Origin of the sequence: Pseudomonas sp. 43(2021) (genome assembly GCF_017490805.1) — a bacterium.
Lineage (GTDB): Bacteria > Pseudomonadota > Gammaproteobacteria > Pseudomonadales > Pseudomonadaceae > Aquipseudomonas.
The window spans coordinates 133,805-146,760 of sequence record NZ_JAFGYJ010000004.1 but is presented as its reverse complement, the minus strand read 5'-3'; the positions used below and the strand labels follow the sequence as shown (position 1 = coordinate 146,760).

The 12,956-nt window shown below is 62.9% G+C and carries 11 protein-coding genes; 5 read left to right on the top strand and 6 right to left on the bottom strand.

Annotation, left to right across the window (positions count from 1 at the left end):
• The first annotated feature begins 20 nt into the window (after positions 1 to 20).
• Positions 21 to 1,646: a methyl-accepting chemotaxis protein gene (locus J5M71_RS05030; RefSeq protein WP_207830408.1), complete on the top strand. Its 1,626-nt coding sequence runs from the start codon at positions 21 to 23 to the stop codon at positions 1,644 to 1,646.
• A 263-nt stretch (positions 1,647 to 1,909) separates the two neighbouring features.
• On the opposite strand, the gene J5M71_RS05025 is transcribed toward J5M71_RS05030, so the two are convergent.
• From J5M71_RS05025 to J5M71_RS05005, 5 genes are all read right to left on the bottom strand, one after another.
• Positions 1,910 to 2,242 carry a hypothetical protein gene (locus J5M71_RS05025; protein WP_207830403.1) on the bottom strand — a complete coding sequence of 111 codons (333 nt, stop codon included), beginning with the start codon at positions 2,240 to 2,242 and terminating at the stop codon, positions 1,910 to 1,912.
• Positions 2,243 to 2,334: 92 nt separating this feature from the next.
• A complete protein-coding gene (locus J5M71_RS05020; RefSeq protein ID WP_233688269.1) occupies positions 2,335 to 4,176 on the bottom strand; it encodes a potassium transporter Kup in 1,842 nt (613 codons plus the stop codon).
• Positions 4,177 to 4,358: 182 nt separating this feature from the next.
• Positions 4,359 to 5,585: an MFS transporter gene (locus J5M71_RS05015; protein ID WP_207830397.1), complete on the bottom strand. Its 1,227-nt coding sequence runs from the start codon at positions 5,583 to 5,585 to the stop codon at positions 4,359 to 4,361.
• A 424-nt stretch (positions 5,586 to 6,009) separates the two neighbouring features.
• Complete coding sequence (locus J5M71_RS05010; protein ID WP_207830394.1) at positions 6,010 to 6,885, bottom strand: universal stress protein; 876 nt, start codon at positions 6,883 to 6,885, stop codon at positions 6,010 to 6,012.
• Between the two features lie 252 nt (positions 6,886 to 7,137).
• Positions 7,138 to 8,079: a LysR family transcriptional regulator gene (locus J5M71_RS05005; RefSeq protein WP_207830392.1), complete on the bottom strand. Its 942-nt coding sequence runs from the start codon at positions 8,077 to 8,079 to the stop codon at positions 7,138 to 7,140.
• Positions 8,080 to 8,222: 143 nt separating this feature from the next.
• Here J5M71_RS05005 and J5M71_RS05000 point away from each other — a divergent pair, with 143 nt between their 5' ends.
• Positions 8,223 to 9,365, top strand: coding sequence for an iron-containing alcohol dehydrogenase (locus J5M71_RS05000; protein WP_207830391.1), 1,143 nt, complete (start codon positions 8,223 to 8,225; stop codon positions 9,363 to 9,365).
• A 45-nt stretch (positions 9,366 to 9,410) separates the two neighbouring features.
• Positions 9,411 to 10,754: an MFS transporter gene (locus J5M71_RS04995; RefSeq protein ID WP_207830389.1), complete on the top strand. Its 1,344-nt coding sequence runs from the start codon at positions 9,411 to 9,413 to the stop codon at positions 10,752 to 10,754.
• Positions 10,755 to 10,875: 121 nt separating this feature from the next.
• Here J5M71_RS04995 and J5M71_RS04990 read toward each other — a convergent pair whose 3' ends face one another.
• Positions 10,876 to 11,703, bottom strand: coding sequence for a helix-turn-helix domain-containing protein (locus J5M71_RS04990; RefSeq protein WP_207830387.1), 828 nt, complete (start codon positions 11,701 to 11,703; stop codon positions 10,876 to 10,878).
• 190 nt (positions 11,704 to 11,893) lie between these two features.
• On the opposite strand from J5M71_RS04990, the gene J5M71_RS04985 reads away from it, so the two are divergent.
• The gene (locus J5M71_RS04985; RefSeq protein WP_207830384.1) at positions 11,894 to 12,331 is read left to right on the top strand and encodes an MAPEG family protein; all 438 of its coding nucleotides are present in this window, start codon (positions 11,894 to 11,896) and stop codon (positions 12,329 to 12,331) included.
• Between the two features lie 97 nt (positions 12,332 to 12,428).
• Positions 12,429 to 12,662 carry a hypothetical protein gene (locus J5M71_RS04980; RefSeq protein ID WP_207830381.1) on the top strand — a complete coding sequence of 78 codons (234 nt, stop codon included), beginning with the start codon at positions 12,429 to 12,431 and terminating at the stop codon, positions 12,660 to 12,662.
• Positions 12,663 to 12,956 lie beyond the last annotated feature (294 nt).

Genomic DNA, 12,956 nt, shown 5'->3' with positions numbered 1-12,956 from the left:
CAACAAGGAGTACTGCCCGCATGCTTGCCAACCTGAAGATCCGCACCGGAATGTTCTGGGTGTTGTCGCTGTTCAGTCTGACCCTGCTGTTTTCCACCGTCAGTGCCTGGCGTGCAGCGGTGGGTAGCGACCAGCAGATCACCGAACTGGACCAGACCGCGCACCAGTCGGACCGGTTGAACAATGCGTTGCTGATGGCGATTCGCGCCAGCGCCAATGTGTCCTCGGGCTTCATCGAGCAACTGGGTGGCCATGAGGAAAGTGCCAACAAGCGCATGGCGCTGTCGGTCGAGCTGAACGACAAGAGCCAGAAGCTGGTGGACGAGTTTGTCGAAAACACCCGCGAGCCTGCACTGCACGCACTGGCAACCGCGCTGCAGGCCACCTATGGCGAGTACGCCAAGGCAGTCGCCGGGCAGCGTGAGGCAACCCGTCAACGTTCGCTTGAGCAGTATTTCAAGGTCAACACCGACGCCGGCAACGCCATGGGCCGGTTGCAGGCGCTGCGCCAGCAACTGGTCGGCGCGTTGAGTGAGCGCGGCCAGCAGATCATGCTGGAATCCGACCGGCGCCTGGCGCGCGCGCAGCTGCTGAGCCTGGCGCTGCTGGGCGTGACGCTGTTACTGGCGGCGCTGTGCTGGGCCTTTATTGCCCAGCGCGTGCTGCACCCGCTGCGCGAAGCCGGTCGGCACTTCCAGCGCATTGCCGGCGGCGACCTGAGCGTGCCGGTGCAGGGGCAGGGCAGCAACGAGATCGGCCAGCTGTTCCATGAGCTTGAGCGCATGCAGCAGAGCCAGCGCGACACCCTGGTGCAGATCAGCAGCTGTGCCGGGCAACTGGATGCAGCCGCCACGGCGCTGAATGCGGTCACCGAGGAAAGCGCCAACAACCTGCGCCAGCAGGGTCAGGAACTGGAGCAGGCCGCCACCGCTGTCACCGAGATGACCACAGCCGTGGAGGAGGTTGCGCGCAACGCCATCACCACCTCGCAGACCACCAGCGAATCCAACCAGCTGGCAGCGCAAAGCCGCCGGCAAGTCAGCGACAACATCGACGGCACCGAGGCCATGACGCGTGAGATCCAGGCCAGCAGCGCGCATCTGGAGCAACTGGTCGGGCAGGTGCGGGATATCGGCAAGGTGCTGGAGGTGATTCGCTCGGTGTCCGAGCAAACCAACCTGCTGGCGCTCAATGCCGCCATCGAGGCAGCCCGCGCGGGCGAGGCCGGGCGCGGCTTTGCGGTGGTGGCGGATGAGGTGCGTACGCTGGCCTACCGCACGCAACAGTCGACCCAGGAAATCGAGCAGATGATCGGGCGTGTGCAGGCGGGCACCGAAGCGGCCGTGGCCTCGATGCAGACCAGTACCAGTCGCGCCCAGTCGACGCTGGACGTGACCCTGGCCTCGGGGCAGGTGCTGGAGGGGATCTACAGTGCGATCGGCGAGATCAACGAGCGTAACCTGGTGATAGCCAGCGCAGCCGAAGAGCAGGCCCAGGTGGCGCGAGAGGTGGACCGCAACCTGCTGAACATTCGCGAGCTGTCGACATCCTCGGCAGCGGGGGCGCAGCAGACCAGTGAGGCGAGCAAGGCGTTGTCGCGGTTGGTGGGGGAGATGACGGCGTTGGTGGGGCGGTTCAGGGTTTGAGGTCAGGTGGGCATCAGGCTGTTGGGGGAGCAGTTGTCTTTACAAGGGCTTCCCCAGCCGAAGGAATGCGCCATGCCCGTTCTCATAGAACTGCACATAACTCATTGAGTTAGCAGGGACCCTGTGGGAGCGGCTTTAGCCGCGAACACCGGCGCAGCCGGTGCCATGCACCGCGTCGGATGCTTCGCAGCTGAAGCCGCTCCCACAGGTTCAGCGCCGCCCTTGAGGATTGTGCAGTGCCTGCAGGAGTGGCGTGCTTTCAGTTATCGATCATGCTTCGAAGAGGAGCGCCCGGCCTTGTTGTGCTCCTTGGAGTGGGCAATGCCAGACTGGGTAGTACCACGGCCGTTGTCATCGTTGCGCAAGCTGCCATAGTGATTACCGCTCTCGCCATGGTTGCGCGTGGCCTTGCCGGCATGGTCACTCTCATAACCGGCGCCATTGCCGTTGATGCCACCCTTGCCGCCACCCTGCCCACCGCCGTTGCCACCACCTTTGGCATAGGCGGAGCCGATCGGCGAGACATTGGCAGGCAACAATGCCGTTGCGCCGAGCGCCAGGGCACAAGTAAAGACGGCTACCAGGGGTTTTTTCATGTTTGTTCGCCTCCAGAAGGCGCAGGGGGAGCTTGGGTGCGGATAGGACATGAGGTTACCCTTCAAGTTCCGCTGGGTACTGCCCCGACTGCTCAGATCTCGACCTGAGTGCCAAGCTCGATCACCCGGTTCAGCGGCAGCTGGAAGTATTTGAGGTTGCTGTTGGCATTCTTCAGCAGGAAGGCAAACAGGTGCTCCCGCCAGCGGGCCATGCCCATCTGCTTGCCTGCAATGACCGTCTCCCGGCTGAGAAAATAGGTCGTGCGCATGGGGCCGAACTCCAGGTCCGCACGCTGGCAGCGGCTTAACGCCAACGGCACGTCGGGTTCCTCCATGAAACCGAAATGCAGGTTCACGCGGAAGAAACCGTCACCAAACGCCTCGATCTCAAAGCGCTTGCCAGCGCTGACTCGTGGCTCATCCTCGAACACGACGGTCAACAGCACCACCTGCTCATGCAGTACCTGGTTATGCAGCAGGTTGTGCAGCAAGGCATGAGGCACCGCCTCGGGCCTGGCGGACAGGAACACCGCAGTACCGCCCACGCGGTGAGGCGGCTGGGCCTTGAGGCTGTTGATGAACAGGTCCAGCGGCAGCGAACTCTCGTCCAGTCGCTCGACGATGATCCTTCGTCCGCGCTTCCAGGTGGTCATCAGGACGAACAGCGCCAGGCCCGCAATCACCGGAAATGCACCGCCCTGGAGGATCTTCGGCGCATTGGCGGCAAAATACAGGCTGTCGACCAGCAGGAACGCCAGCAGCATCGGCACTGCCAGCCAGCGTGGTGCCTTCCACAACAACAGCACCACTGCCGAGGCCAGCAGCGTGGTGATCAGCATGGTCCCGGTCACGGCTACACCATAGGCTGCCGCAAGCGCCCCGGACGACTCGAAGCCGACCACCAGCAGCACCACGCCGACCATCAGCGCCCAGTTCACCATGCCGATGTAGATCTGCCCCTGCTCCTCACTGGAGGTGTGCTGGATGAACATGCGCGGTATGTAGCCCAGCTGGATGGCCTGGTGCGTCAGCGAGAACGCACCGGAGATCACGGCCTGGGACGCGATGATGGTGGCCAGGGTGGCCAGCCCGACCATGGGCAGCAGGGCCCATTCGGGCGCCAGCAGATAAAACGGGTTGCGCACTGCCTGCGGGTCGCCGAGGATCAAGGCGCCCTGGCCAAAGTAGTTCAGCACCAGGCCGGGCAGCACCAGCATGAACCAGGCCCGGGCAATGGGTTTGCGGCCGAAGTGCCCCATATCGGCGTAGAGTGCTTCGGCGCCGGTCAGGGCCAGCACCACCGCGCCCAGAATCGCCACCCCCATGCCCGGGTGCAGCAGGAAGAACTTCACCGCCCAGAGCGGATTGAGCGCCTGCAGCACTTCCGGGCGCTGGACGATGCCGTGCAGGCCCAGTGCACCCAGCACGATGAACCACAGCACCATGATCGGCCCGAAGAGGATGCCGATGCGCGCGGTGCCGTGCTTCTGGATCAGGAACAGCGCCACCAGCACCACCACCGACAGCGGCACGACCCAGTGTTCGATACCGTCGAAGGCCAGTTGCAGCCCCTCGACGGCCGATAGCACGGAAATCGCCGGCGTGATCATGCTGTCGCCGTAGAACAGCGCGGCGCCGAACAGGCCGAGCAGCACCAGTATCCTGCCCAGCCGCTGGTAGGGCGCCGCCGCCCGATGCGCCAAGGCGGTCAGGGCCATGATGCCACCCTCGCCCTGGTTGTCGGCACGCAGGATGAACAGTACGTACTTCAGCGACACCACCCACAGCAACGACCAGAACACCAGGGACAGCACGCCCAGTACACCGGCGGTATTGGCCTGCACGCCGTAGTGCCCGGCGAACACTTCCTTGAGGGTGTACAGCGGGCTGGTGCCGATGTCGCCATACACCACGCCGACAGCGGCGACGAGCATGCCGATGGGGTTGGACTTGCCGGGAAGGGATTGGTTTGCGATGACGGTGGATTGGCTCACGAAAGGCTTCTCTGGACTGGCGGGTTGAAATGCATGCCATCCTTGAGCATCGCGCGCCCAGTATTCCTTCTGGCTGTCGGCTCAGCCGTAAAAAGAGCGTAAAAAATCAGCCTGCGCCCTGCTCAGGCAGATTGTGCCGCCAGGCTGTTGCTGACGTTGCGCCCCAGCACCAGCACCGTAGCGAAACCGCAGCCCACCAGGGCCGTGGCCAGACTCAACAGTACCGAGCTGCCCAACTGGTCGACGATCCGCCCGCCGAAGAACGAACCCAGCGCAATGATCACCTGGAACATGGCGACGAACAGCGGCATGCCACGTTCGACATCCTTGGGCGCGACGACGAACATCCAGATACTGGCGCAGGCCGGGAACGCACCGAAGGCGAAGCCCCACAACCCGATCAACATTGCGGCACCGGTCATGCCGGTGGCGAAGTGGGGGAACAGGGCGGTGCTGGTGCCGATCATCAGTGCGACCAGCAGCAGAGTGTGACGTACGCTGCGGTTGGCGGCGAAACCGGCAAAGATGTTGCCGAATACCCCGGCCACACCATAGAGCAGCAGCAACGAGCCAATGGTCGGCCCATCGAAGCCGGAGCTTTGTTTGAAGAACGGGGCGACATAGGTGTACGCGGCAAAGTGCGCCAGGCCGATCAGCAACACGGCGATCAGGCCAACCCGCGCTTGTGGGTTGATGAACAGGGCCGGCAGGTCGCTGATGCGAATGGCCTTGTCCGGGTTGAGCCGCGGTAGCAACAGGATCTGCGCCAGCAGCACCGGTACGCCCAGTAGCGCGGTTACCAGGAAGGTCATGCGCCAGCCCATCAGGCCACTCAACCAGGTGCCTACCGGCACGCCCAGCACGGTGGCCAGGGTTACACCGACCATGATGATCGAGGTAGCCTGGGCTACGCCCACGCCCTTGGGCGCCAGGCGGCCGCTGAGGGCAATGGCCGTGGCCCAGAAACCGCCGATACTCACGCCCAGCAGTACGCGGCCGAACAGCAGCAGGCTGAAGTCACTGGCGTAGGCCACCACCGCGTTGGCGATGATCATGATCAGCGTCAAGCCGATCAGCAGGTAGCGACGGTCCAGGGCGCCAATGCCCACCGACAGCAATGGGGCGGCGAGGGCGGCCATGATGCCGGGCAGGGTAACCATCAGGCCGGCGTGGCCTGCACTGATGCCGAGGTCGCTGGCGACATCGTTGAGTACGCCCACCGGCAGAAACTCGCTGGTCACCAGGGCGAAGGCACCGACGGCGACGGAGAGAATGGCCAGCCACTGTTGGCTGACACTCTGTTGATCATGTTCGGGGCGGCCGCGAGGGGCCTGACTGGCACTTGGCATGGTATTGGATTCCAAGAGAGGGATGTCGCCTGAGGCAGGCGCAGGAGCGGGGGAAATGTGCTGGCGATTATAGGGGGTGGTTTTGCCGGGCCAACAGGCGGGGGGCTCGATAGTAATCATCAGCGCAATCGATGAAACGCCTTGCGCAGAGCACCCGCTGTTGGCCGGGGAGTTATGCTACAGGTTCCGCAAGCAGGTGTTGCGGAGGATGGCACGGGCTTCGCCCGTGTTCGCGGGTGAACCCGCTCCCACAGGTTTGTGTGCTGCTTGAGGCCAGAAAAGACCTGGGGACGCAACGGTCTTGCTCACAACCTGAACGCTGGCGCGATCCCTGTGGGAGCGGGTTTACCCGCGAAGCAGGCGCCGCGGTGGATAGCGCGGGCTTCGGTGCAGGACACACAAGCGTCCTCCCCATCAATCGACCCTATGGCGACACCAGCACATCGCACTGGGACTCGTTCAGCACATGCTTGGTGACGCTGCCAATCAGCAGCTCTTCAAGCGCACTTTCCCCTTGCTTGCCGACCACGATCAGGTCGCATTCCAGCGCTTGTTCCTGCTCGGCAATCTGCCAGCCAGGGTCACCGTGCACCACGATTTGCCGAGCATCGGCCACTCCGGCGATTTCGCTCAAGACTGCGAGTTGTTTCACCGCATCTTTGCGGATGACATTGCGATAGTGCGTCAGGGTGTCGTGATCGATGTTGGCGAAGCGCATGCTGCCTTCGAACGGCGCCTCGTACACATGCAGCAAAATGATCTCGGCCTGTGGGGCAATGGCTTTTGCCAGTTTGATGGCGCGCAGTGACGAAGACGAAAAATCAACTGCAACCAGCAAGGTGCGGTACGCATCGCGAGGTGCCTGCTTGACCACCAGCAAAGGGCAGGGCATGCGGTTCAGCATTTTCTGCACAGTGGAGCCCAGCAGCAGGCGCCTCGCCACGCTCTGGCCCTTTGCCCCACACACCAGCAGGTCGTTGCGTTTATCCTGCACCACGCGGGTGATCTCCGTGGTCACCGAGCCGTGCGCGACTTGCACGCCAGCGGCGATGTCGTAGCGCTGGAACAGCATTGCAGCCAGCGCGCGAATTTTTTCACCAGCGGTATCCAGTACACGCTTCAGCAGATCGTCATCAGGTGCCACCAGTTGCTTCAGGCGCTCGAAGGGGGCCGGGTTGGCAACGTATAGCAGGTCCAGTGATGCTTGTTGCGCCTTGCACAAGTGCGCAGCGCGCTCTGCCGCGTTGCGGGCAGAGGTGGACAGGTCGGTGGCTACCAGTACGTGGTTCAGCGGGCTCATGTGGGGTTCCTTATCCAAAGCCGCGCACGGTGATCGATGGCGATGCCTTGAGCACGATGCGCCTGGCGGTTGTCGATTCGTTCCTTGCTGGCAGCCATCGTCTCGCGAACCCGGCCCGGCGACTTGATGTGTGTCAAAGGAGTGAGTGACCTATCTTGAGCTGACCACTTCTGCGCACCAAATCAACGCCAGCGGGCATCGGCAACAAGTCCGCGGCTCATGGTGCTCTAGGTCTTCTGTCTGGCAACACGATCAGCTGTCGTTGTGGTGTGCGCCATGCGACAGCAGCAGTTCGGCGAGCTTGTCCATGGCCGGTGTCGCCTGGCTGCCCTTGCGGGTGACCAGCTCATACGGGTCGCTGACCGAACCCATGGTCAGGGGCAGAATGCGGACCTGTTGGTTCATCGCACATTGCCGAGCCACGTCGATCGACACCAGTGCCACGAAGTCGGGGCTGTTCTGCAGCAGCGACAAGGTCGCCAGGATCGAGGTGGTCTCCACCAGGTGCAGCGGGAAGCGCAGCCCGGCATCGTGGAATTCGCGCTCGAGCTGTACCCGCATCGGCATGTTGGCCCGGTACACGATCCAGCGGCTCTCGGCCAGGTCTGCAAGGTTCAGGTTTTGCGCGTGCTTGAGCGGGTGGTCGATATTGGCAATGACCGCCAGCGTCTCGTCCTGGACAAACCTGCTGGAAAACAGCTGAGGGGTATTGCTCACGCTGGTGCGGCACAAGGCGACGTCCAGGCGACCGCTTTCGATCTGTGCCAGCAGCGACTGGCTGGTGTCTTCAATGATTTCGAACGACATCTGCGGCTGGATGCTGGCCAGCTGCGACACCGCCCTCATCAGCAATGGCACGGCGCCCATGATTGCCCCCACCGCCAGCCGGCCGCCGACCCCGCGCAGGATGGCATCCAGGTCATGCCGCAGGTTTGAAATGTCCGTTTGCACCACGCGTGCGTAGCGGATAGCGCAGTGCCCGGCAGCCGTGGGCTCCAGCCCGCGATTGGTGCGGTTGAACAGCACCGTGCCGAAGGTGGTTTCGATTTCCTGCAAGGCCTTGCTCGCCCCGGGCTGGGTAAGCCCGACACTACTTGCCGCACCGAGCAGCGAGCGGTGCTCGTCCAGCTCGATGAGCAGGCGCAGGTGGCGAGCGTGGAGCCTGGACATGATCGAGTTGAGTGATGGGGTCATCTGGTATGCGTCCGGGTTATACCGATATGGATTGTTCTCAATACCATGGTCAGGCGCGCATTCCTATACTGGCGCTGCACGGTGTCGCATCCAGTGCGGCTGAACCGCCTATAAAAATAACCCCAGGAGGCTGCTGAGGCCCTATGTCCCTGATCAACTACATCACTCAGATCCAGTTCGATGTCGGCGCCATTGTGCATCTGCCTGCCGAGTGCGAGCGCATTGGTATAACCAGGCCTTTGATCGTGACCGACCGTGGCGTGCGTGCCGCCGGTATCGTCGATGTGGCCTTGAGCACGTTCAGCGGCAGCAGCGCGCAATGGCCGATCTATGACGGCACGCCGCCCAACCCGAACGAGAACGCCGTGCGTGAAGCGGTGGCCATGTTCCAGGAGTGTGGCTGTGACGGGATCATCGCCATTGGTGGGGGCTCGGCGATCGACCTGGCCAAAGGTGTGGCCGTGTGTGCCAGGCACGACGGTCCATTGAAAAGCTTTGCGGTGATCGAGGGCGGCCTGGCCCGCATCACACCGGCAACCGCACCGGTGATCGCCGTACCGACCACGGCGGGCACCGGCAGCGAGGTAGGGCGGGGTGCCATCCTGATTCTCGACGACGGGCGCAAGGTGGGTGTCATCTCGCCCCATGTGGTGCCCAAGGCCGCCATCTGCGACCCGGCGCTGACCCTTGGCCTGCCGGCGCAACTCACCGCCGCCACCGGCATGGATGCCATTGCCCATTGCCTGGAAACCTTCATGGCACCTGCGTTCAACCCGCCCGCCGATGGCATTGCCCTGGATGGCCTGTGGCGTGCCTGGCGCTTCATCGAAACCGCCACCCGCGAGCCCGGCAACCTGGATGGCCGCATCAACATGATGAGTGCTTCGCTGCAAGGCGCCCTGGCATTCCAGAAGGGCCTGGGCTGCGTGCACAGCCTCAGCCACGCGCTGGGCGGTATCAACCCACGGCTGCACCATGGCACCCTCAACGCGATCTTCCTGCCCGCCGTCATCACCTTCAACCGCAAGGCCGAGACGGTGTTGAACGAGCACAAGATGCAGCGCATTGCCCTGGCGATGGGGCTGGCTGACGAAGGCCGGATCGAAGACGCCATCCGCCAGATGACTCGCGCGCTGGGCCTGCCGACCGGCCTGCGCGAGCTGGGCGTCAGCGAAGAGCTGTTCCCGCGCATCATCCAGGGCGCGCTGGCCGATCACAGCCACCGCACCAACCCACGTGAGGCATCTGCCGAAGACTACCAGTGGCTGCTTGAGGCATCCCTGTAATTCGCTGATCCGCTGTTCAACCAATAACAACAAAAGTGAACGCCCATGACTACCAAATATGCGCAAGCCGAGCTTGGCCGCGAGCCTGAAGCGACCGCGAGCTCGAATCCGCTCAGGAAGTACCAGGTCATCACCGTCAGCCTGCTGCTGGTGATCGGCATCATCAACTACGTCGACCGCAGCGCGCTGTCGATCGCCAACACTTCGATCCAGCGAGACATGGCGATCACGCCGTCGCAGATGGGCATTCTGTTGTCGGCGTTTTCCCTGGCCTATGCCTTTTCCCAGTTGCCGCTGGGCATGATCATCGACCGGCTGGGCAGCAAGATCTCGCTGGGGGCGGCGCTGCTGGGCTGGTCGGTGGCGCAGACAGCCACCGGCCTGATCAACAGTTTTTCCGCGTTCATCGGGCTGAGGGTGGTGCTGGGGATTGGCGAGGCACCGATGTTCCCGTCGGCGGCCAAAGCGCTGGCGGAGTGGTTCGCGGCCGAGAAACGCGGCACGCCGACCGGCATCGTGCTGTCATCGACCTGCATCGGGCCGTGCATTGCGCCGCCGCTGCTGACGCTGCTGATGGTCACCTGGGGCTGGCGAGGCATGTTCATCGTCACTGGGGTGTTCGGCATTCTGGTCGCCGCGTGCTGGTTTGCCTTCTATAAAAGCAAGGAACGTTACCTGGCCGAGTTGCCTGCCGAGGAGCGTGAGCGCCTGCTGGCGGCCCAGGCGCAAAAACAGGCGGTGGCAACGGCCAGGCCGAGCATGAAGGCACAACTGGCGGCATGGGCCGAGCTGTTCCGGCACAAGAGCACCTGGGGCGCTGTACTGGGCTTCATGGGGGTGATCTACATGCTGTGGCTGCACCTGACCTGGTTGCCGGGCTACTTCGAACGTGAGCACGGGTTGAGCTTGTACAAGACGGCCTGGGTGGTGTCCCTGGCCTACGTTTTTGGCGCCCTTGGCACCATTGTCGCGGGCCGTGTGTGCGACCGCCTGGTGAGGAACGGCGCCAGCGTGCTGGGTAGTCGCAAGCGGGTAGTGGTGAGTGCACTGTTCGCGGCGGCGGCTTTCACCGTGCCGCTATCGTTCGGCAGCGGCTTCATGCTCAGCGTGGCCCTGCTGTGCTGCGCGTTGTTCAGCGTGAACATGGCCAGTTCCACCGCCTGGATGATTGCCAACACCGTCGTGGATAGCCGGCGTGTAGCCTCGTTTGGCTCCATCCAGAACTTCGGCGGTTACCTTGCGGGTTCGGTGGCACCGATCGTGACGGGGTTCAGCATTCAGCAGACCGGGTCGTTTGCTTCGGCGTTCCTGATCAGTGCGGCGGTCGCGGCGGTGGCGGCGATGGCCTATGTGTTGCTGCTGAAGCAGCCAGTGTCTGCTGACAGGTAACCCCTGTAGGAGATCGACCAGACCTTTGGGCTGCGCTTTCGCACAGGGAACAAGGCTCGCGTGACCGCATGTGCTTTTCAATTTTGAGCAAGACAGTTGCTCCCCAAAGGTGCCCGCTAAATCAACGATGAGGCCGACTCGGCGAATGGCCCTGTTCGAACGCCGCCAGCATCCTTTGCCGCGTCAGCGGGTCGGCAGGAATCAGGTGCTCGATGCGCAGCGATTCCACGGTGATGTCCAGTGGCATGCCGAAGGTGGTGAAGGTGGACAGAAACCTCAGCTCGCCGTCCGGGGTGTTCACACGGGTCAGCAACACCGGCGTGGCACTCGTCACCTGGGTGGGGTTGCGTGGGGCTGGCAGGTCGCGCAGGCGCCTTGCCAGCGCCGGGTTGCCGGCGGCTTCCCTGGACGCACGTTGCCAGGCAACGGCGCGGATCTCCGCTGCATTGGCCAAATGGTCACCCAGGCCGCCGGGTTGAAGCAGTGTTTCCAACAGGTTGAGGCCTGACGCCGCCTGTGCGGCAATACCCGCCATCGCCAACAGCAAGCCGGTGCTGGCATTTGCGGCGATGACGTTCCAGTTGCTGTCGATGACGATTGCAGGCGCCGGGTTGTTTGCCTGCAGTATGTGCTCGATGGCGGCATGCACCAAGGCCAGTTCGGGGGCATCGAGCGGCGAGGCTGCGTAGCGGGGGGCGTACCCGGCCGCGACGAACACTTCGTTGCACTGCTCCAGTGGGGCGCCAAGGGCCGAAAGCAGGGCATGCAGTGTGCCGGGGCTGGCGTTGGCGCGCCCTGTCTCCACGCAGCTCAGATGACGCTGTGATAGCCCGGCCAGCAGCGAAAGTTCAAGCTGGCTGAGCCCGGCCTGCTGGCGCAGGTGGCGCAGTTGCTGGCCCGCCGATGTGCTCGGTGCGGGGCTTTTGCGATGGAATGGATGATGACTCATGCGTTGACCCTGACCGTCCTTGAGTACAGCGTCCATGACCTCACAGGTCATTGAGCGCAGCCAACCCTACCACTACCGTGCCGAAAAACCCTACTCAGGAGAGGACGATGGGCATGCGTATCTGTGCGCTGGCGTTGCTGGGGCGGCTGATTCACTTTGTGGTCAGGGGCGTTGCCGGGGAGCGCCAGCCATGAGCAACGCCTTGGCTGTATACGCGCTGTGTGTGGTCGTGCTGTTCTTCAAGATGTTCATGGTCTCCTGTTACCAGGGTTTTTACCGCTTGCGCTTCGTGGCTTTCACCAATCCGGAGGATGCCGCTGTCTTCAAGCGACCTGCGCAGGTAGCGGAGCGGCCGGAGGTAGCTCGCGGCGCCAGGGTATGGGCCAACGATCTGGAAAATATCCCGGTATTCTTCGCCCTCTGCGGGCTGGCCATTGCCCTAGGTACAGCGGAGGGGCCCAACGCCGGGCTGAGCATCGTGTTCACCCTTGCCAGGGTCCTGCACACATGGGCCTATCTGGCAGAGGTGCAGCCCTGGCGTACCGTGTTTTATGGCATCGGGGTCGTTTGCCTGTTGGGTTTTTGCGTAATCATCACGGTGAGAGTAATGAATTCGTTTGTCTTCTGATACTGCTCGGCCTTAGATATGTTGCGGTTGCTTTTTCATGAGCCAACTTGATGCTTTCCTGTAACGGTACTAATACTAAGAAACTGCCGGGAGGGGGATGATCATGCAGACGCGCTTTGTTGTGGTTCCCGCTGTGCCGCTCAAGAAAGAGATTTACCCTCGCAGTCTTGGCTTTTCCGCGACGTTAGGGGAGGGGTATGACCTTTATGACACACAAGAGAAGCTGCGCCTGACCCTCAACTACCCGACACGCGCCGAGGCGGAATTCGTATGTGCGTCCCGCAACAGTTGCCTTGATGCTGGCGTGGCGGATATAGCCGGGAATGGTTGATGCTGATGATGTCCCGCGGGCCTTGAATGCGACGCGGTCCGGCTAGGAACAACTGACCGGCGTAGCCGGTGTCATGCACCACGATGCCTGCTTCGCGGGCGCGCGTCCGGCCGAGGATTGGCGCCATTCCTGTTAAGGCCATACCTCGCTCAAAGATCCTGAGGCCTGCACGGTCGGTGTGGGAGCGGCTTTAGCCGCGAACACCGGCGTAGCCGGTGCCATGCACCGTGTTGGATTCTTCGCGGCTGAAGCCGCTCCCACAGGGTACGCGGACTGCTTGCGAATTCAGTTCTC